Genomic DNA, 18,624 nt, shown 5'->3' on the forward strand with positions numbered 1-18,624 from the left:
CCCCTCCCCCACCCCTAGCCTGCGAGGAGAAGAGCGTCCGAAACACCCCCAGGAGCCCCGCATGACCGCAATCCCGCAGGAGCGCCGCGTCGTCACTGCCATCCCCGGCCCGAAGTCCGTCGAGCTGCAGGCTCGGCGTACCGCGGCCGTCGCCGCAGGTGTGGGCTCCACCCTGCCGGTGTTCACCGCCCGTGCGGGCGGCGGGATCATCGAGGACGTGGACGGCAACCGGCTGATCGACTTCGGGTCCGGGATCGCCGTGACCTCCGTGGGCGCGTCCGCCGAGGCCGTCGTGCGGCGGGCCTCCGCGCAGCTCGCGGACTTCACCCACACCTGTTTCATGGTCACGCCGTACGAGGGGTACGTCGAGGTCTGCGAGCAGCTCGCCGAGCTGACGCCGGGCGACCACGCCAAGAAGTCCGCGCTGTTCAACTCGGGCGCCGAGGCCGTCGAGAACGCGGTGAAGATCGCCCGCGCGTACACCAAGCGCACCGCCGTCGTCGTCTTCGACCACGGCTACCACGGCCGCACCAACCTCACCATGGGCATGACGGCGAAGAACATGCCGTACAAGCAGGGCTTCGGCCCGTTCGCGCCCGAGGTCTACCGCGTCCCGGTCGCCTACGGCTACCGCTGGCCGACCGGTGCCGAGAACGCCGGTGCCGAGGCGTCCGCGCAGGCCGTCGACGCGATCACCAAGCAGATCGGCGCGGAGAACGTCGCCGCGATCATCATCGAGCCGGTGCTCGGCGAGGGCGGCTTCATCGAGCCGGCCAAGGGCTTCCTCCCGGCGATCGCCCAGTTCGCCAAGGACAACGGCATCGTGTTCGTCGCCGACGAGATCCAGTCCGGCTTCTGCCGCACCGGCCAGTGGTTCGCCTGTGAGGACGAGGGCGTCGTCCCGGACCTGATCACCACCGCCAAGGGCATCGCGGGCGGTCTGCCGCTCTCCGCCGTGACCGGTCGCGCCGAGATCATGGACGCCGCGCACGCGGGCGGCCTGGGCGGTACGTACGGCGGGAACCCGGTCGCCTGCGCCGGTGCGCTGGGCGCGATCGAGACGATGCGCGAGCTGGACCTGAACGGGAAGGCCCGGCGCATCGAGGAGGTCATGAAGGGCCGCCTCGCCGAGATGCAGGCCAAGCTGCCCAACGGCGACATCATCGGCGACATCCGCGGCCGCGGCGCGATGATCGCGATCGAGCTGGTGAAGTCCGGCACGAAGGACCCGAACCCGGAAGCGGCCGGCGCGCTCGCGAAGGCCTGCCACGCGGAGGGGCTGCTCGTCCTGACCTGCGGCACGTACGGCAACGTCCTGCGTTTCCTGCCTCCGCTGGTGATCGGCGAGGACCTGCTGAACGAGGGCCTCGACATCATCGAGCGGGCGTTCGGCACGCTCTGATTCCTCGAACCCGGGCGCGTACGGCGGCGGCCCCGTGCCGCTTCCGTCCGGCATCCGGGTGAGGGCCTGTGAAGAACGTGTGCGGGGGCGATGGCGGGAGGCGGTCGTGGCTGTCGGCCGCGCCTTCGCTGCCGTACGGTTTCTGCAGATGAGAGAAACACCTCGGCCGGGGGAAACCGCGCCCGACTCCGGGCCGGGGCTCCCCCAGCGCAGCCCGGGGCGTGCGTTCGCGCACACCGGAGCCGATGGCTCCGGGACTCCTCACCGATCGGACGGCCGCCCGCCCCATACCCCCCGGGGCGCGCGGCGAACCGATCTCGCCGGCCATCCCGGAACAACCCCCCCTGTTCCCGGGTGGCCGGCCTCCCTCGTTTCCGGATCCGGATACGTCTTCGGCGCTCTCGGTCTGCTCGTGGCCCTCTTCGCGTTGATCACCTGGCAGGTCGCCGTCGAGGGGCCGCTTCTGCGGCTGGACGAGCGGGTGGGGGCGAAGCTCTTCGAGCGCGGTCCGGCCGGACTGACCCAGGTCTTCTCCGACCTCGGCGGGATGGCGGTGGCGCTGCCGGTGCTGACCTGCGCGCTCGCGTACGCCCTGTGGCGCCGTGCCCTGCGGCTCGCCGTGTACGCGGCCCTCACCATGGCGGCGGTGCCCGCGCTGGTGATCCCGCTGAAGGTGGCCACCGCCCGGCAGGGGCCGCTCACCGAGGCGGTCAACTACTACCCGTCCGGTCATACGGCGACGGCGGCCGTGGCGTACGGGGCGACCGTCCTTGTGCTGCTGGCGCTGCCACGTCCTGCGTGGCTGCGGGAGGCCTCCTGGCCCCGGGCGTGGATGATGCCCGTCGCCGCGATCCTGCTGACCACGGCGACGGGCATCGGTCTGGTGCTGCACGGCTACCACTGGCCGCTGGACGTGCTGGCCAGTTGGTGCCTGGGGCCTTTGGTGCTGGCGCCCCTGTGGTGGGTCAGTTGCCGAAGTAGGCGTCGAAGTTCCGGCTGAACTCCCAGTTGTTGAAGCGGTCCCAGTTGATGGACCAGGTCATCAGGCCGCGCAGGTCGGACCAGGTCCCGTGGGTCTGGTAGGAGCCGCAGTCGGTCTTCTTGATCAGGCAGTTGAGCGCCTTGTTGACCTCGGCCGGGGTGGTGTGGCCGTTGCCCGCCTGGGTGGAGGCCGGGAGGCCGATGGCGACCTGGTCGGGGCGCAGGCCCGGGAAGACGCGGCTCGTGTTGCCCGCGACCGGGAAGCCCGCGAGCAGCATGTCGGTCATCGCGATGTGGAAGTCCGCGCCGCCCATGGTGTGGTACTGGTTGTCGAGCCCCATGATCGGGCCCGAGTTGTAGTCCTGGACGTGCAGCAGGGTCAGGTCGTCGCGCAGCGCGTGGATGACCGGGAGGTACGCGCCTGCGCGCGGGTCCTGGCCGCCCCAGGGGCCCGAGCCGTAGAACTGGTAGCCGAGCTGCACGAAGAAGGTCTCCGGCGCCATCGTGAGGACGAAGTCGGAGCCGTACTTCGCCTTGAGGGACTTCACCGCGGAGATCAGGTTGACGATCACCGGTGAGGTCGGGCTGCGGAAGTCGGTGTCTCCCGTGTTGAGGGAGAGCGAGTGGCCCTCGAAGTCGATGTCGAGGCCGTCGAGACCGTAGGTGTCGATGATCTTCGAGACCGAGGTGACGAAGGCGTCCCGGGCGGCGGTGGAGGCGAGCTGCACCTGTCCGTTCTGGCCGCCGATCGAGATCAGCACCTTCTTGCCCGCGGCCTGCTTGGCCTTGATCGCGGCCTTGAACTCCGCCTCGGACTCGACGTTCGGGCACTCGGCGACGGGGCAGAGCGAGAAGCGGATGTCGCCGGAGGTGACGGAGGTGGGCTCGCCGAAGGCGAGGTTGACGACGTCCCAGGAGTCGGGCACGTCCGCCATCCGCGTGTAGCCGGAGCCGTTGGCGAAGCTGGAGTGCAGATAGCCGACCAGCGCGCGGGCGGGGAGCTTGGTGTCGCCGCCTCCTCCGCCTGCCGTGGTGGTCGCCGTGATCGCCGCCGATTTCGCGGACTCCCCGGCCGCGTTGGTGGCGGCGACCTGGAAGCTGTACGCGGTGGAGGGGGTCAGCCCCGTGACCGTGGCGGAGGGGCCGGTGGCCGTCGCCACCTTCGTACCGCCGCGGTAGACGTTGTAGCCGCTCGCGCCGGACACGGCGTTCCAGGAGAGCGCGACGGAGGACGAGGTGATCGCGGTGGTCTTCAGGCCCGCGGGGACGGCCGGGATCACCACGGGGTCGCCGCCGGGGCCGACGAGGGTGAGGTCGTCGACGTAGTGGGCGGGGGTGCCGTACCAGCCGTGGGTGTAGACGCTCACCGAGGTGGTGGAGGGGCCGGTCCTGAAGGTGGTGGTGAGCTGCTTCCACGCGCCGGAGGACTGGGTCCAGGTGGAGGCGTCGGTGGTGCCGGTGCCGGTGGCGCCGAGGTAGACGTAACTGCCCTGGACCCAGGCGCTCAGGGTGTACGAGGAGTTGGGCTTGACCGTGATGGTCTGGGAGCACTTGGCGTTGTCGCTGCCGGCCGGGGTGGCCTTCAGCGCCTTGGTGCCGCCTTGCACCGGGGTGGAGACGGCCGCCCCGCTGGCGGCCGTACAGCTCCAGCCGTCGAGCCCCGACTCGAAGCCGCCGTTGCGGGCCAGGTCCACGTCCGCCGCACCGGCCGCCGGTGCCGTGGCGACCAGGGCACCGGCGGCGAGCACGGCGGCCGTGGCGGCGGCCAGAAGTCCGGAGAATCTGACGGTTGGTCCGGTGCGTTCCACAACAGCCTCCGCGCAGGGGGAAGTCGGCGAGTGACGTGCGCACAACATGGTCCAGACCAATCAGGTTGTCAAGACCTCTGGCAGTCGCTCTCAGCCCTCCGGGCGGCCGCGGTCGTCATGAGCATCACGATCGCCACGGGCATCGCGGGCATCGCCGGCCGCGGAGCCCGCCGCCTCGTGCATCGCGAGTTCGAGGAGTGCGGCGTCGGTGAGGGTTCCCGAGCCGTCCGGCGGGATGAGCCAGCGCACTCCCCCGGTGGCGCGCCCCGGGTACGGGACGACGATCCAGGTGCCCTGGCCGCACCCCCTGATCCCGGTGCCGATCCAGCGGGAGACGGTGCCCGGCGGGACGAAGAAGCCCATGCGGGACTCCCCGAAGTCGGCGAGGACCGGGCCCGGACGGTCGACGAGGCGTGTGAGGACGTCGAGCGTCGGATAGCCGAGCTCACCGGGGAGGATCAGCACGTCCCAGCGCCTGCCGGCGGGAAGAAGAGCGATCCCCTGCGGGTTGCGCTCCCATTCCCACCGGCAGGCGCCGGGGTCCGGTGCCACCGATGTGAGCCACTCGACCGCGGCCTTCGTTTCCGGTCCCGTCATGACCAGCCTCCCGTTGACGTGGACACCGGCAGGGTTCTACCGGTGGGTACACGTGCGAGAGAGAGTTCGACCCCGACTATGACGCGGGTTGGAGCCACGAATGGCCGTGACGTGAGTCACATTATTGGACAGGGTGTCAGCTGTCGAAGCCGAGACCCAGCTTGTCCATGGTCTTCAGCCACAGATTGCGGTGGCCGCCGTTGGTGTCGGCGTGGGCCAGGGACCGCTTGGTGATCTCGATCCCGGCCCAGGCGAAGGGCTCCGGCGGGAAGGGCATCGGCTTGGAGCGGACCATCTCCAGACGGGTCCGCTCGGTCTCCTCGCCGGAGAGCAGATCGAGCATCACGTCGGCCCCGAACCGGGTAGACCCGACGCCGAGTCCGGTGAATCCGGCGGCATAGGCGACCCGCCCCTGATGGGCCGTTCCGAAGAATGCCGTGAAGCGGGCACAGGTGTCGATCGCGCCGCCCCAGGCATGTGTGAAATTCAGCCCGGAAAGCTGCGGGAAGCAGGTGAAGAACTGCTCCGCGAGTTTCAGGAACGTCTCCGGGCGCTGGTCGAGATCGGCGCTGAGCCGGCCCCCGTACGGATAGATCGCGTCGTATCCGCCCCACAGGATCCGGTTGTCCGCGGAAAGGCGGAAGTAATGGAATTGGTTGGCGCTGTCGCCGAGCCCTTGGCGGCCCTTCCAGCCGATGGATTCGAGCTGTTCGGGGGTGAGCGGTTCGGTCATCAGCGCGTAGTCGTAGACCGGCACGGTGTACGGCCGGACCCGCTTGACGAGCGACGGGAAGATGTTGGTGCCGAGCGCGACCCGGCGGGCGAAGACCCTGCCGTACGGGGTGCGGACCGCCATCCCCTCCCCCGAACGGACGAGGTCGAGTCCGCGCGTGTGCTCGTAGATCCGTACGCCCAGCTCCAGGCAGGCCCGCTTCAGGCCCCAGGCGAGCTTCGCCGGGTGCAGCATCGCGACGCCGCGCCGGTCCCAGAGGCCGCCGAGGAAGGTCGGTGAGTCGACCTCGGCGCGCAGCGCGTCACGGTCCAGGAAGTCGACGCCGGTGATGCCGAGCTTCACGATCTCCTCGTGCCATTCCCGCAGCTCTTCGAGCTGGTGGGGCTCGGTGGCGACGTCGATCTCACCGGTCCGCTCGAACTCGCAGTCGATGCCGTAACGGGCGACGGCGGCCTCGATGGCGTCGAGGTTCCGCTCCCCCAGCTCCTCCAGCCGCGCGATCTCGTCGGGCCAGCGCTCCACGCCGTTGGCCAGCCCGTGAGTGAGGGAGGCGGCGCAGAAGCCGCCGTTGCGGCCCGAGGCGGCCCAGCCCACCTCGTGCCCCTCGATGAGGACGACGTCCCGCTCCGGATCGCGCTCCTTGGCGATGAGCGCGGTCCACAGGCCGCTGTAGCCGCCGCCGACGACCAGGAGGTCGGTGTGCTCGTCGCCGGTGAGGGCGGGGAGCGCGTCGGGTTTGGCCGGGTCGTCGAGCCAGTAGGAGACCGGCTTGGCGCCGGAAAGGGATTCTGCAGCAGTACGCATGGCAACTGGGGCCATGGTTTCCAACTCCTTCAGGAATTTCAGTTTCGAGCGTTGCTCTTGCGGCGGCTCGCGATGAGCTGGCCGACAAGAACCATCAGTACCGCAATGACGAACATGGCGGTGCCGATGACGTTGATCTGCACGGGTGTGCCGCGCTGGGCCGATCCCCAGACGAACATGGGGAACGTGACGGTGGAGCCCGCGTTGAAATTCGTGATGATGAAATCGTCGAACGAGAGCGCGAAAGCGAGCAGCGCTCCCGCCGCGATGCCGGGGGCGGCGATGGGAAGGGTCACCCGTACGAAGGTCTGCACGGGGCCCGCGTAGAGGTCGCGGGCGGCTTCCTCCAGTCTCGGGTCCATCGACATGACGCGCGCCTTGACGGCGGTCACCACGAAGCTGAGGCAGAACATGATGTGCGCGATCAGCACGGTCCAGAAGCCGAGCTGGGCGCCCATGTTCAGGAAGAGCGTGAGCAGGGATGCGGCCATGACGACCTCGGGCATCGCCATCGGCAGGAAGATCAGCGAGCTGATCGCGCCGCGCGCCCGGAAGCGGTAGCGGACCAGCGCGAACGCGACCGCCGTGCCGAGCGCGGTCGCCCCCAGCGTCGCCCAGAAGGCGATCTGGAGCGAGAGGGAGAGTGAGCCGCACAGGTCGGCGACGCCGCACGGGTCCTTCCAGGCGTCCAGCGAGAACTGCTGCCAGGCGTAGTTGAAGCGCCCGTTGGGCTTGTTGAACGAGAACACCATCACGACGATGTTCGGCAGGATCATGTACGCGAGGGTCAGCAGACCCGCGATGACGATCAGGTTCCGGCGTATCCAGCGCAGTACGGGCATCAGACCAGGTCCTCCGTCCCGGAGCGGCGGATGTAGAAGGTGACCATCAGCAGGACGATCGCCATGAGGATGAACGAGAGCGCGGCGGCCGTCGGATAGTCCAGGACCCGCAGGAACTGGCTCTGGATGACGCTGCCGACCATCTTGGTGTCGGTGGAGCCCAGCAGCTCGGCGTTGACGTAGTCGCCGCTGGCCGGGATGAAGGTCAGCAGGGTGCCGGAGACCACGCCGGGCATGGAGAGCGGGAACGTCACCTTGCGGAAGGTGGTGGCGGGGGTGGCGTAGAGGTCGCCCGCCGCCTCGTGCAGCCGGCCGTCGATCCGCTCCAGCGAGGTGTAGAGCGGCAGGATCATGAACGGCAGGAAGTTGTACGTCAGACCGCAGACGACGGCCATCGGGGTGGCCAGGACCCGGTTGGACTCGGTCCAGCCGAGCCAGCTGGTGACGTCCAGGACGTGCAGCGTGTTGAGCACGTCCACGACCGCGCCGCCGTCGGCGAGGATCGTCTTCCACGCCAGCGTACGGATGAGGAAGCTGGTGAAGAACGGGGCGATGACCAGCACCAGGACGAGGTTGCGCCAGCGGCCCGCCTTGAAGGCGATGAGGTAGGCGAGCGGGTAGCCCAGCAGCAGGCACAGGATCGTGGCGGTGCCCGCGTACAGCAGGGACCGGATGAACTGCGGGTAGTACTCGCGCAGCGCGTCCACGTACGTCTGGAAGTGCCAGGTGACCTCGAAGCCCTGCTCCAGCGAGCCGGTCTGTACGGAGGTGGAGGCCTGGTAGACGAGCGGCAGGGCGAAGAAGACGACCAGCCAGAGGATGCCGGGGAGCAGCAGCCAGTAGGGGACGAGGCGTTTGCGGGTGGAGGGCTTGCGGAGCGTGAGCTTCCGGGGCTCCTCGGGCTCGGCGGGGGGCGCGGGCGGCGCTTCGGTGAGGCTCACTCCGCGTCCTCCACGCTGGTGGCGCCCGCGTCGATGTCCTGGCCGGCGTCGAGGCCGAAGGTGTGGGCGGGGTTCCAGTGCAGGACGACCTCGGCACCGGGGAGGAGCCGCGTGTCGCGCTCGATGTTCTGCTCGTACACCTGGAGGGCCTTGCCGGCAGGGCTCTCGACGACGTACTGCGTGGAGACGCCGATGAAGCTGGAGTCGACGATGCGGCCGGTGACGCGGTTGCGGCCGGCGGCTATGTCATCGGCGTCGTCCGCATGGGCCAGGGATATCTTCTCGGGCCGGATGCCGAGGAGGAGACGGCCGCCGGCGGCGGTGGAGGAGGCCGAACATCGCTCGCGGGGCAGCGCGAGCTTCCCGCCGCTCGCGGCCACCACCAGGTCCTCGCCGGTGGAGACGATCTCGCCCCCGATGAGGTTGGAGGTACCGAGGAAGTTGGCGACGAAGGTGGTGCGCGGGTTCTCGTAGAGGTCGGCGGGGGCGCCGAGCTGTTCGACGCGGCCGCCGTTCATCACCGCGACGGTGTCGGCCATGGTCATGGCCTCCTCCTGGTCGTGGGTGACGTGCACGAAGGTGATGCCGACCTCGGTCTGGATCCGCTTCAGCTCCAGCTGCATCTGTCGGCGGAGCTTGAGGTCGAGGGCGCCGAGGGGTTCGTCGAGCAGCAGGACCTGCGGGTGGTTGATGAGGGCGCGGGCGACGGCGACGCGCTGCTGCTGGCCGCCGGAGAGCTGGTGCGGCTTGCGGCGGGCGAAGTCGCCGAGCTGGACCAGCTCCAGCATCTCGTCGACCTGCTTCTTCACCGACTTGATGCCGCGCCGGCGCAGCCCGAAGGCGACGTTCTCGGTGATGTCGAGGTGCGGGAAGAGCGCGTAGCTCTGGAAGACGGTGTTGACGGGCCGCTTGTACGGGGGCAGGTCGGTGATGTCCTTGCCGCCGAGGTAGACCGTGCCGGTGGTCGCCTCCTCCAGGCCCGCGATCATCCGCAGGGTGGTGGTCTTGCCGCAGCCGGACGCGCCGAGCAGGGCGAAGAAGGAGCCCTGGGGAACGGTCAGGTCGAGCGGGTGCACGGCGGTGAAGGAGCCGTAGGTCTTGCTGATCCCGGCGAGGCGGACATCGCCGCCCGCGGTCTGCTGCTGCTGTGTCATGGGTCGCAGTCCCAGTGTGTTCGGGGGAGTTCGGAGAGGGCAGAGGCCGGAACGTGCCCGGTCAGGCGCCGATGAGCTTGGCGAACTTCTCTTCGTACGCCGTCTCTTCCTCCGTGCTCAGGGAGCGGAAGGAGCGGGACTTCGCCGCCATCTCCTTGTCCGGGAGGATCAGCGTGTTGGAGGCCATCGACGCGTCGATCTTGGCGAGTTCCTCGCGTACGCCGTCGACCGGGCAGACGTAGTTGATGTACGCGGCGAGCTGGGCGGCGACCGGCGGCTCGTAGTAGTAGTCGATGAGCTTCTCGGCGTTGGTCTTGTGCCGGGCCTGGGCGGGGACCAGGAGGTTGTCGCTGGAGGTGATGTAACCGGCGGCCGGGATGGCGAACTCGATGTCCGGGTTGTCGGCCTGGAGCTGGATGATGTCCCCGGCCCAGGCGACGCAGGCGGCGATGTCGCCCTTGCTCAGGTCGGCGGTGTAGTCGTTGCCGGTGAAGCGGCGGATCTGCTTCTTGTCGACGGCCTTCTGGAGGCGGCCGATCGCGCCGTCGAAGTCGGCGTCGGTGAACTTCCCCGGGTCCTTGCCCTGGTCGAGCAGGGTCATGCCGATGGTGTCGCGCATCTCGGAGAGGAAGGAGACGCGGCCCTTGAGCTTCGGGTCGTCGAGGAGCTGGGTTACGGAGTCGACCTTGCGGCCGCCGGTCGCCTTCACGTTGTACGCGATGACGGTCGGGATACCGGTCCAGGGATAGGAGTAAGCGCGGCCCGGATCCCAGTCGGGGGTGCGGAACTGGGCGGAGACGTTGGCGAAGGCGTGCGGGAGGTTCGAGGGGTCGAGCTTCTGGGCCCAGCCGAGCCGGATGATGCGGGCGGCGAGCCAGTCGGTGACGCAGATGAGGTCGCGCCCGGTGTTCTGGCCGGCCGCGAGCTGCGGTTTGATCTTCCCGAAGAACTCGACGTTGTCGTTGATGTCCTCGGTGTACTTGACCCTGATCCCGGTGCGCTTGGTGAACGCCTCCAGGGTGGGGCGGCTCTTCTCGTCCTCGCTCACGTCCATGTACTCGGTCCAGTTGGAGAAGTTCAGCACCTTCTCCTTGGCCGAGTGGTCGTCGGCGGCGGCTGCTCCCTCGGCGCGACCGGCGGGCGGGATGCCGCAGGCGCCGAGGGTGGCTATGCCGCCGATCGCGAGCGCGCCCATGCCGGAGGCGCGCAGCAGGGAGCGGCGGGTGAGGGCGCCCCTGCCGCTGGTCAGGGACCGCCTCATGGCCGCCAGTTGGACCGGCGTGAGGCGCTCGGGCTCGTAACTCTCCATACGCTGTATGCCCTTTCGGGTGGGAGGCCGCGGGGGCCCGCGGTCGTGGTCGGGCCCCGGGATGCGGCAGCTGCTATCGGTCCCCGAAGATCGTGCGGTGCCAGTCCTTGCGGGCGACCGCGGTGTTGTCGTACATGACGTGCTTGACCTGCGTGTACTCCTCGAAGGAGTACGCCGACATGTCCTTGCCGAAGCCGCTGGCCTTGTATCCGCCGTGCGGCATCTCGGAGAGGATCGGGATGTGGTCGTTCACCCACACGCAGCCCGCCTGGATCTCGCGGGTGGCGCGGTTCGCGCGGTACAGGTCGCGGGTCCAGGCGGAGGCGGCCAGTCCGTACGGGGTGTCGTTGGCGAGCGCGATGCCCTCGTCGTCGGTGTCGAAGGGGAGGACGACCAGGACCGGGCCGAAGATCTCCGACTGGACGACCTCGCTGTCCTGGGCGGCGTCCGCGATGAGGGTCGGCCGGTAGTACGCGCCGTCCGCCAGCTCCCCGCCGGGGGCCTCGCCGCCGGTGACGACCCGGGCGTAGCCGCGGGCGCGTTCGACGAAGGCGGCGACGCGGTCGCGCTGGGCGTGGCTGATGAGGGGGCCGAGGTCGGTGGACGCGTCGAAGGGGTCGCCGAGCCGGACGGTCTCCATGAGCGCGGCGACGTCCCGGACGAAGGCGTCGTAGAGGGGGCGCTGGACGTAGGCACGGGTGGCGGCGGTGCAGTCCTGGCCGGTGTTGATGAGCGATCCGGCGACCGCGCCGTGCACGGCGGCCTCCAGGTCGGCGTCGTCGAAGACCACGAAGGGGGCCTTGCCGCCGAGCTCCAGGTGGAGGCGCTTGACGGTGGCGGTGGCGATCTCCGCGACCCGCTTGCCCACGGCGGTGGAGCCGGTGAAGGAGGTCATCACGACGTCCGGGTGGCCGACGAGGTGTTCGCCGGCGTCCTTGCCCGCGCCGGTGACGATGTTGATGACGCCGTCCGGGATACCCGCCTCGGTGGCCGCCTGGGCGAACATCAGCGAGGTGAGCGGGGTCAGCTCGGCGGGCTTGAGGACGATGGTGTTGCCCGCAGCGACGGCCGGGAGGACCTTCCAGGCGGCCATCTGGAGCGGGTAGTTCCAGGGGGCGATGGAGCCGACGACGCCGATCGCCTCGCGCCGTACGTACGAGGTGTGGTCGCCGTCGTACTCGGCGGCGGCCTTGCCCTCCAGGTGGCGGGCCGCGCCCGCGAAGAAGGCGGCGTTGTCGACGGTGCCGGGCACGTCGAACTCGGTGGAGAGCTTGATCGGCTTGCCGCACTGGAGGGACTCGGCGTAGGCGAAGTCGTCGGCCTGCTCGGCGAGGACGGCGGCGAACCGGTGCATCGCTTCGGAGCGTTCGCCGGGGGTGGCGCCTGACCAGCCGGGGAAGGCCGCGCGGGCGGCGGCGACCGCCGCGTCCACGTCCTCGGTGCCCGCCAGCTCGTAGCGGAGCACGCTCTCGCCGGTCGCGGGGTTCACGATGTCGTGGTGGCGGCCGGACGTGCCGGGGAGCAGCTTGCCGCCGATGTACTGCGCACCTTCCGCGAAGCGGTCCTGAACCTGGAAGCCGTTGCTCATGACGCTCTCCTCCGCCGCTGTACCCGCTGGGCGGGGTCGGCGTAGCTTCTTCGTGAATTGAGTGCCGATCCTGACAGAGGGGTTCAAGCCCAACAAGTGATTCCGTTGTTGCCTTTTGGTTACGCGACGGAATCTGTCGACCATGTGTCGTGTCGGTGCGGAAATCCCCGTACGGAGTGTCAGTGGCGGATGCCACACTCACATGCCATGGGACCGATCGATGAACTTCTGGCGGCCGTGGCGCGGGGCAAGCGGGTGAAGTATCTGCCGTTCTGGGGGCACCGCCCGCGGCCCGACGGACGGACCGGTGCGAGGGCCTCCCTTGTGGACCGGGCCGGATCAGGGAGCGGGGTCCGGTGCGTGCAGCTGCAAGGCGGAGAAGGGAGTCAACGCGGAGCGTTGGTGACCGACGACAACGCCGCAGATGTGCGTGCCGGGGCCCGCGAGCCCGGCCCGGTCCACAAGGGAGGCCCTCACTGTCTGAGCCAGTGGTGGCCGTCGCCGTTCACGGTGGACGGGGTGACATATGCGAGCGCCGAGCACTGGATGATGGCGGGCAAGGCGCGGCTCTTCGGCGATCCGGAGGCCGAGGCGGCGGCGGTGACGGCGAAGAGCCCGGCGGCGGCGAAGAAGGCGGGGCGCCTGGTGCGCGGCTTCGACGAGGACGTGTGGATACGGGAGCGGTTCGCCCTGGTGGTGGCGGGCAGCGTGCACAAGTTCGGGCAGGACCCGGAGCTGGGCGGCTATCTCCTGGGCACCGGGGAGCGGGTGCTGGTGGAGGCGTCCCCGCTGGACCGGATCTGGGGCATCGGGCTCGCGGCGGACGACGAGCGGGTGGAGCGGCCGCAGGAGTGGCGGGGGCTGAATCTGCTGGGCTTCGCGCTGATGGAGGCCCGGGAGAGGTTGCGGGCGGACGCGACGGGCTGAGGCGTCTTCGTACAGACTCTGCTGCGACGACCGGCCGGGCGGGATCGCTCCCTGCCCGGCCGGTCGTCGTGGCGTTCGCTGCGAGGTCCGCTAGCGGTGGTCCTCGATGACCAGCGAGGTGGCGAACGGGTCGTCGTAGGAGTCGTCGTAGTCGCGGTCCGTGCCCGAGGAGGCGAAGAAGATGAGCGCGCCCAGGATCGCGGCGCCGACGACGATGCCGACGGAGCCGAGGATGACCCCGGCGAGCGCCATGCCCCGGTTGGTGGCCTCGCCGCGCTTGGCCCGGCCGAGGCCGATGATGCCGAAGATCAGCGCGAGGATGCCGAGGACGATGTTGACGCCGTACATACAGAAGCCGACCACCGAGATGATGCCGATCACCATCGCGGCGGTGCCCAGGCCGTTGTTGGGCGCCGGGCCCCAGGCGGCCGGACCGGCGCCGTAGGCGCCGTAGCCCGGGTAGCCGCCGTACGGCTGCGCGGGCGGGGCCGGGTAGCCGTAGTGCGCGGCCGGCGGCGGGCCGGCGTGGCCGGGGCCGTTCGGGCCGATCGGCGGCGGCGGTACGTCCGAGGGCGCGGGCCCGAAGCCGCCGTGCTGGGGTATCGGCCCGGTGCCGTCCCCCGGTCCGGCGCTCGGCATCGACGTCACGGTCGGCTGGTCGTGGACCGCGGGCGGCGTGTGCGCGGCGGGCGGCGGCGTATGCCCGCCCTGCTTGCCCAGATCCACCCTGGTGCTGTCCGGCGGTGCCCACGGATCGCGCGGCGCGGCCCCGCCCCCGGGCTGCTCTGTGTTGTCTGACATGGGCCTCCCCCATCGTGGTCCCGTCATGCTACGGCCAGACCTGACGGCCCCGGACGCCGCCTGCGATGATCGGTGCGGCCGGTACGCCCGGCCGACGTCACGCCGAACCGGGAGAATTCCGATGACCGATCCGCATCCCTTCATCGCCGGGCTGCCCAAGGCCGAGCTCCACGTCCACCACGTCGGGTCGGCCTCGCCCCGGATCGTCGCCGAGCTGGCCGCCCGCCACCCGGACTCCAAGGTCCCCACGGACCCGGAGGCACTGGCCGACTACTTCACCTTCACCGACTTCGCGCACTTCATCGAGGTCTACCTCTCGGTGGTGGACCTGGTCCGCACCCCCGAGGACGTCCGGCTGCTCACCTTCGAGGTGGCTCGGGACATGGCCCGGCAGAACATCCGGTACGCGGAGCTGACCGTGACCCCGTACAGCTCGACCCGCCGGGGGATCCCCGAGGTCGGGTTCATGGAGGCCATAGAGGACGCGCGCAAGGCCGCCGAGGCCGAGCTGGGCGTGGTCCTGCGCTGGTGCTTCGACATCCCGGGCGAGGCCGGGCTCGCGTCGGCGGAGGAGACCGTCCGGCTCGCGGTGGAGCACCGGCCCGACGGGCTCGTCTCCTTCGGCCTCGGCGGACCGGAGATCGGGGTGGACCGCCCGCAGTTCAAGCCCTATTTCGACCGGGCCATCGCCGAGGGGCTGCACTCGGTGCCGCACGCCGGGGAGACCACCGGACCGCAGACGATCTGGGACGCGCTGACCGCGCTGCGCGCCGAGCGCATCGGCCACGGCACCAGCTCCGTGCAGGACCCGAAGCTGCTGGAGCACCTGGCCGAGCACCGGATCGCTCTGGAGGTCTGCCCGACCTCGAACATCGCCACCCGCGCGGTCACCGACATCGAGCTCCACCCGATCCGGGAGATGGTGCAGGCCGGGGTGCTGGTGACCGTCAACAGCGACGACCCGCCGATGTTCGGAACCGACCTCAACAACGAGTACGCGGTGGCCGCCCGGCTGCTGGAGCTGGACGAGCGCGGTATCGCGGACCTCGCGAAGAACGCCGTGGAGGCCTCGTTCCTCGACCCGGCGGGCAAGCGCAAGCTGGCCGAGGAGATCGACACGTACACGACGAACTGGCTCCGGACCCCCGGCCGCTGACCCGGTCGTCGACAATGGCCCCATGGCCAACACCGTCACCCGTGTCACCGCCGTAGCGCACCGCGGCGATCCGTACCTCGCCCGCGAGAACACGCTGCCCTCGATCCGCTCCGCCCTCGAACGGGGGGCGGACGCGGTCGAGATCGACGTACGGGTGACCCGCGACGGGGTGCCGGTCCTGCTGCACGACGCGACGCTGGAGCGGCTGTGGGGCCATGACCGGCGCGTGGACCGGATCGACCACGCGGAGCTGAAGGAGCTGACCGGCGGCGGGGTGCCCACGCTCCGCGAGGCCCTGCTCGCCGCCGGGGCGCACCGGGTGATGGTGGACCTGCCGGGCTCCACGGACGCGTCGGTGAAGAAGATCGTCGGCACGGTCCGCGAGTGCGGGGCGGGCGAGCGGGCGTACTACTGCGCGAGCGCGGACGCGATGCTGCGGGTGCGCGCCGCCGACCCGTCCGCCGAGATCGCCCTGACCTGGACCTCGCTGGCCCCGCCGCGCCCGGAGCTGCTGGCGGCGGTGAAGCCGCGCTGGCTGAACTACCGCTTCGGCCTGGTCAGCCGGGAGCTGGCGGACCGGGCGCACCGGGACGGACTGCTCGTCTCCGCGTGGACGGCCGACACGAAGCGCACGATGCGCAAGCTGATCGACCGCGGCGTCGACTCGATCACCACCAACCGGATCGACACCCTGCACCGACTGCTGACCAATTCCCCTGCTCGCGGCGACTCTTGATCGATCCGGCATGATGGAGGGCCCCGCACCGCCCGCCGCCGTACGCCTCACGCGGCACGCGGGCCCCTCCGACATCGAGGAGCAGCCGTCATGGACCCCCGCCCGCAGCCGGACCCCGCCCGGATACGTTCCGATGTCGCGCACAACGCCCGTGTGTGGAACTACTGGCTGGGCGGCAAGGACAACTACCCGGTGGACCGGGCGGTGGGCGACCAGGTCACCGGGATGTACCCGAGCATCGGTGAAGTGGCGCGCGCGGACCGGGCGTTCCTCGGCCGGGTGGTGCGCCATCTGGCGGGCGACGCGGGCGTCGACCAGTTCCTGGACATCGGCACCGGGCTGCCGACCGGGAACAACACCCATGAGATCGCCCAGCACACCGCGCCGCACGCCCGCATCGTGTACGTCGACAACGACCCGATCGTGCTGGCCCACGCCCGTGCCCTGCTGACCAGTTCGCTGGAGGGCGCGACCGAGTACATCGACGCGGACGCGCACCGTCCGGAGCAGATCCTGCGGGCCGCCCAGCCCACCCTGGACCTGGGGCGTCCGGTCGCGGTGATGATGCTCGGCATCCTGAACTTCGTGCTGGACACGGACGAGGCCCGGTCCATCGTCCGTACGCTGATGGCGGCGGTGCCCCCGGGCAGCCACCTGGTGCTGACCCACCCGACGCTGGAGCTGGGCGGCGAGGGCAACGAGGCGGCGATGCGCTTCTGGAACGAGAACGCCACCCCGCCGATCACCGCCCGCAGCCGCGAGGAGTTCGCCTCGTTCCTGGACGGGCTGGAGATCCTGGATCCGGGGATCGTGTCCTGCTCCCGCTGGCGGACGAACCCGCGGGAGCCGGAGGTCGCGCAGTTCGGTGCGGTGGCCCGGAAGGCCTGATGCGCCCGGCGTCGCCCGGCAGGCGGCAGTTCGACGGCAGGCTTTGGGGCCTGCCGGCTCGGCTGCGTGGGCCGCGGGCCGTCGATCTGTGGATCACCCTCGCGGTGCAGGCGGCGGTGACCATGCCGTTCGTCGTGCCGCGCGCACCGGACCTGCCGGAGGCGACCTGGGGCGCGTACGGTCTGACGACCCTGACGGTGCTCCCGCTGGTCGCGCGGCGGCACGCGCCGGTCACCGTGCTGCTGGCGGTGCTCGTGGCCGGCGCCCTGTACACGCTGGCCGTCGACGGTCCGGGCCAGCCGTTGCCGTACGCCGGTCTGGTGACGTTCTACACGGTCGCCGAGCTGTCCCCGCCCCGCAGACGGCTGGCGGTCGCGGTGCTGGTCGGTGCGGCCGTGTTCCCCTCGGTGGCCCTGAACACGGGTGAGGCCCGGGAGCTGCTGTTCTCGCTCTTCGTGTTCGGCGCCGCGTACGCCTTCGGGCGGCTCAGCCACACCCGTAAGGCCTATGTGGCGGCGGTGGAGGGCCGGGCCCGGCAGGCGGAGCTGGGCCGGCGGATCGAGGCGGAGCGGGCCGCGGCACGCGAACGGGCCCGGATCGCCCGGGAGATGCACGACATCCTCTCGCACGCGGTGAGCCTGATGATCGTGCAGGCGGAGGCCGGTCCGGTGGCGGTCCGCGCCGCCCCCGAACGGGCGGAGGCCGCGTTCGACGCGATCTCCGAGACGGGCCGGGACGCGATGGTGCAGCTGCGCCGGATGCTCGGGGTGCTGCGCGAGGACGGCCCCGGACGGGCGCCCGCTCCCCGTTCGCCGCAGCCGGGGCCCGCGGAGCTGCCGGCCCTGCTGGCGCGGGTGCGCACCGGTGGCCCGGAGGTCGCCTTCACGACGACCGGGAGGGTCCGCCCGTTGCCGCAGGACACCGGGGCGACCGTGTACCGGATCGTGCAGGAGGCTCTGACGAACGTCGTCAAGCATGCGCGGGCCGACCGCGTGGACGTGGAAATGGAATACGGGGAGAGGGAGTTGACGGTCACGGTGCGGGACGACGGGCAGGGGCCCGGGACCACCCAGGGGCTCGGGCTGATCGGGGTCCAGGAGCGGGCCGCCGCGCACGGCGGCACTGGCCGGGCCGGGGGCGGCCCCGGCGGCCGCGGCTTCGAGCTGGTCGTCGGGCTGCCGCTCGCGCCCGGGGCGGAAGGGGTGCGGGCATGACGATCCGGGTGGTGGTCGCCGACGACCAGGAGCTGGTGCGCAGCGGCTTCGCGATGATCCTGGACGCCCAGCCCGGCATCGAAGTGGTGGCGGAGGCCGGGGACGGGGCGCAGGCCGTGGCGGCGGTGGCCCGGCTCGGGGCGGACATCGCGCTGCTGGACATCCGGATGCCGGTGCTGGACGGCATCGCGGCATGCCGGGAGATCGCCGTCGCGGGGTCCTGCCGGACGGTCATGCTGACCACGTTCGACGCGGACGAGTACGTGTACGAGGCGCTGCACGCGGGTGCGAGCGGCTTTCTGCTCAAGGACGTGCGGCGGGACGACCTGGTGCACGCGGTGAGGGTGGTGGCCGCCGGGGAGTCGCTGGTCGCCCCCTCGGTGGCCCGGCGGCTGATCGCCGAGTACACCTCGCGCCCGCCGGGCCGGCCGGCGCCCCCGGCCGACCGGCTGGAGGTCCTGACCGCCCGGGAGCGGGAGACCCTGCTGCATCTGGCGCGGGGCCGGTCCAACGCGGAGATCGCTGCGGCCCTCGTGGTGAGCGAGCACACGGTGAAGACCCATGTGGGCAACGTGCTGTCCAAGCTGGGTCTGCGCGACCGCATCCAGGCCGTCATCTGCGCCTACGAGACCGGGTTGGTGGGGGGCTCGGACGGGGGAGACGGCCGTGCGCCCTCCCCCGCACGCGGGAGCCACACCTCCGCCGAGGACCGCCAGGGCGGGTGATCCGCAGGAGCGCCCGGG

Annotated in this window: 17 protein-coding genes and 1 pseudogene; 9 read left to right on the forward strand and 9 right to left on the reverse strand. The window is 70.8% G+C overall.

Features of this window, described 5'->3' with window-relative positions:
* Positions 1-61: 61 nt before the first annotated feature.
* Both gabT and JS521_RS00560 read left to right on the forward strand, forming a co-directional pair.
* Positions 62-1,402, forward strand: coding sequence for a 4-aminobutyrate--2-oxoglutarate transaminase (gabT, locus tag JS521_RS00555; RefSeq protein WP_205080738.1), 1,341 nt, complete (start codon positions 62-64; stop codon positions 1,400-1,402).
* Between the two features lie 148 nt (positions 1,403-1,550).
* Complete coding sequence (locus tag JS521_RS00560; protein ID WP_205080739.1) at positions 1,551-2,402, forward strand: phosphatase PAP2 family protein; 852 nt, start codon at positions 1,551-1,553, stop codon at positions 2,400-2,402.
* Here the strand turns inward: JS521_RS00560 and JS521_RS00565 are convergent.
* From JS521_RS00565 to JS521_RS00600, 8 genes are all read right to left on the reverse strand, one after another.
* Positions 2,368-4,191: a chitinase gene (locus JS521_RS00565; RefSeq protein WP_205080740.1), complete on the reverse strand. Its 1,824-nt coding sequence runs from the start codon at positions 4,189-4,191 to the stop codon at positions 2,368-2,370. The two genes, JS521_RS00560 and JS521_RS00565, sit on opposite strands and share 35 nt — an antisense overlap.
* A gap of 90 nt (positions 4,192-4,281) precedes the next feature.
* Positions 4,282-4,788, reverse strand: a complete 507-nt coding sequence (locus tag JS521_RS00570; RefSeq protein ID WP_205080741.1) for a hypothetical protein — start codon at positions 4,786-4,788, stop codon at positions 4,282-4,284.
* Positions 4,789-4,924: 136 nt separating this feature from the next.
* Positions 4,925-6,340 (reverse strand): NAD(P)/FAD-dependent oxidoreductase, encoded by a 1,416-nt coding sequence (locus JS521_RS00575; protein WP_205080742.1) that lies wholly within the window; start codon positions 6,338-6,340, stop codon positions 4,925-4,927.
* 23 nt (positions 6,341-6,363) lie between these two features.
* The gene (locus tag JS521_RS00580; protein WP_205080743.1) at positions 6,364-7,167 is read right to left on the reverse strand and encodes an ABC transporter permease; all 804 of its coding nucleotides are present in this window, start codon (positions 7,165-7,167) and stop codon (positions 6,364-6,366) included.
* Positions 7,167-8,108, reverse strand: a complete 942-nt coding sequence (locus JS521_RS00585) for an ABC transporter permease (RefSeq protein ID WP_205080744.1) — start codon at positions 8,106-8,108, stop codon at positions 7,167-7,169. Before JS521_RS00585 ends, JS521_RS00580 begins: the two co-directional genes overlap by 1 nt.
* Positions 8,105-9,262, reverse strand: a complete 1,158-nt coding sequence (locus JS521_RS00590) for an ABC transporter ATP-binding protein (protein WP_205080745.1) — start codon at positions 9,260-9,262, stop codon at positions 8,105-8,107. The genes JS521_RS00585 and JS521_RS00590 overlap by 4 nt, the downstream gene beginning before the upstream one ends.
* A 61-nt stretch (positions 9,263-9,323) precedes the next feature.
* Complete coding sequence (locus JS521_RS00595) at positions 9,324-10,571, reverse strand: ABC transporter substrate-binding protein (protein WP_205080746.1); 1,248 nt, start codon at positions 10,569-10,571, stop codon at positions 9,324-9,326.
* A gap of 73 nt (positions 10,572-10,644) precedes the next feature.
* Positions 10,645-12,159 (reverse strand): gamma-aminobutyraldehyde dehydrogenase, encoded by a 1,515-nt coding sequence (locus JS521_RS00600; protein ID WP_205080747.1) that lies wholly within the window; start codon positions 12,157-12,159, stop codon positions 10,645-10,647.
* Between the two features lie 207 nt (positions 12,160-12,366).
* On the opposite strand from JS521_RS00600, the pseudogene JS521_RS36320 reads away from it, so the two are divergent.
* Positions 12,367-12,471, forward strand: a pseudogene (locus JS521_RS36320) (DUF1768 domain-containing protein); the annotation flags it as partial.
* A gap of 114 nt (positions 12,472-12,585) precedes the next feature.
* Positions 12,586-13,086: a riboflavin biosynthesis intermediates N-glycosidase gene (gene ybiA, locus JS521_RS00605; protein WP_307847727.1), complete on the forward strand. Its 501-nt coding sequence runs from the start codon at positions 12,586-12,588 to the stop codon at positions 13,084-13,086.
* A gap of 90 nt (positions 13,087-13,176) precedes the next feature.
* Here ybiA and JS521_RS00610 read toward each other — a convergent pair whose 3' ends face one another.
* Positions 13,177-13,887 (reverse strand): DUF4190 domain-containing protein, encoded by a 711-nt coding sequence (locus JS521_RS00610; protein WP_205080748.1) that lies wholly within the window; start codon positions 13,885-13,887, stop codon positions 13,177-13,179.
* Between the two features lie 121 nt (positions 13,888-14,008).
* Here JS521_RS00610 and JS521_RS00615 point away from each other — a divergent pair, with 121 nt between their 5' ends.
* The 5 genes from JS521_RS00615 to JS521_RS00635 all read left to right on the forward strand — a co-directional run bounded on the left by JS521_RS00615 (position 14,009) and on the right by JS521_RS00635 (position 18,606).
* A complete protein-coding gene (locus JS521_RS00615) occupies positions 14,009-15,043 on the forward strand; it encodes an adenosine deaminase (RefSeq protein ID WP_205080749.1) in 1,035 nt (344 codons plus the stop codon).
* A gap of 22 nt (positions 15,044-15,065) precedes the next feature.
* Positions 15,066-15,779, forward strand: a complete 714-nt coding sequence (locus JS521_RS00620; protein WP_205080750.1) for a glycerophosphodiester phosphodiesterase — start codon at positions 15,066-15,068, stop codon at positions 15,777-15,779.
* 90 nt (positions 15,780-15,869) lie between these two features.
* On the forward strand, positions 15,870-16,667 hold the full coding sequence (locus JS521_RS00625; protein ID WP_205080751.1) for an SAM-dependent methyltransferase: 798 nt from the start codon (positions 15,870-15,872) through the stop codon (positions 16,665-16,667).
* Positions 16,667-17,881, forward strand: a complete 1,215-nt coding sequence (locus tag JS521_RS00630; protein WP_443732172.1) for a sensor histidine kinase — start codon at positions 16,667-16,669, stop codon at positions 17,879-17,881. Before JS521_RS00625 ends, JS521_RS00630 begins: the two co-directional genes overlap by 1 nt.
* Positions 17,878-18,606 (forward strand): response regulator transcription factor, encoded by a 729-nt coding sequence (locus JS521_RS00635; protein ID WP_205080752.1) that lies wholly within the window; start codon positions 17,878-17,880, stop codon positions 18,604-18,606. The genes JS521_RS00630 and JS521_RS00635 overlap by 4 nt, the downstream gene beginning before the upstream one ends.
* Positions 18,607-18,624: the final 18 nt, after the last annotated feature.

Source organism: Streptomyces durocortorensis (assembly GCF_016901035.1).
In the GTDB taxonomy this organism is placed as follows: domain Bacteria; phylum Actinomycetota; class Actinomycetes; order Streptomycetales; family Streptomycetaceae; genus Streptomyces; species Streptomyces durocortorensis.

What these genes read in the sequence shown, in the direction of transcription:
- gabT (WP_205080738.1), top strand. Translation starts at nt 62, where the DNA reads ATGACCGCAATCCCGCAGGAGCGCCGCGTCGTCACTGCCATCCCCGGC.
- JS521_RS00560 (WP_205080739.1), top strand. Translation starts at nt 1,551, where the DNA reads ATGAGAGAAACACCTCGGCCGGGGGAAACCGCGCCCGACTCCGGGCCG.
- JS521_RS00570 (WP_205080741.1), bottom strand. Translation starts at nt 4,788, where the DNA reads ATGACGGGACCGGAAACGAAGGCCGCGGTCGAGTGGCTCACATCGGTG.
- JS521_RS00575 (WP_205080742.1), bottom strand. Translation starts at nt 6,340, where the DNA reads ATGGCCCCAGTTGCCATGCGTACTGCTGCAGAATCCCTTTCCGGCGCC.
- JS521_RS00580 (WP_205080743.1), bottom strand. Translation starts at nt 7,167, where the DNA reads ATGCCCGTACTGCGCTGGATACGCCGGAACCTGATCGTCATCGCGGGT.
- JS521_RS00590 (WP_205080745.1), bottom strand. Translation starts at nt 9,262, where the DNA reads ATGACACAGCAGCAGCAGACCGCGGGCGGCGATGTCCGCCTCGCCGGG.
- JS521_RS00595 (WP_205080746.1), bottom strand. Translation starts at nt 10,571, where the DNA reads ATGGAGAGTTACGAGCCCGAGCGCCTCACGCCGGTCCAACTGGCGGCC.
- JS521_RS00600 (WP_205080747.1), bottom strand. Translation starts at nt 12,159, where the DNA reads ATGAGCAACGGCTTCCAGGTTCAGGACCGCTTCGCGGAAGGTGCGCAG.
- JS521_RS00610 (WP_205080748.1), bottom strand. Translation starts at nt 13,887, where the DNA reads ATGTCAGACAACACAGAGCAGCCCGGGGGCGGGGCCGCGCCGCGCGAT.
- JS521_RS00615 (WP_205080749.1), top strand. Translation starts at nt 14,009, where the DNA reads ATGACCGATCCGCATCCCTTCATCGCCGGGCTGCCCAAGGCCGAGCTC.
- JS521_RS00620 (WP_205080750.1), top strand. Translation starts at nt 15,066, where the DNA reads ATGGCCAACACCGTCACCCGTGTCACCGCCGTAGCGCACCGCGGCGAT.
- JS521_RS00625 (WP_205080751.1), top strand. Translation starts at nt 15,870, where the DNA reads ATGGACCCCCGCCCGCAGCCGGACCCCGCCCGGATACGTTCCGATGTC.
- JS521_RS00630 (WP_443732172.1), top strand. Translation starts at nt 16,667, where the DNA reads ATGCGCCCGGCGTCGCCCGGCAGGCGGCAGTTCGACGGCAGGCTTTGG.
- JS521_RS00635 (WP_205080752.1), top strand. Translation starts at nt 17,878, where the DNA reads ATGACGATCCGGGTGGTGGTCGCCGACGACCAGGAGCTGGTGCGCAGC.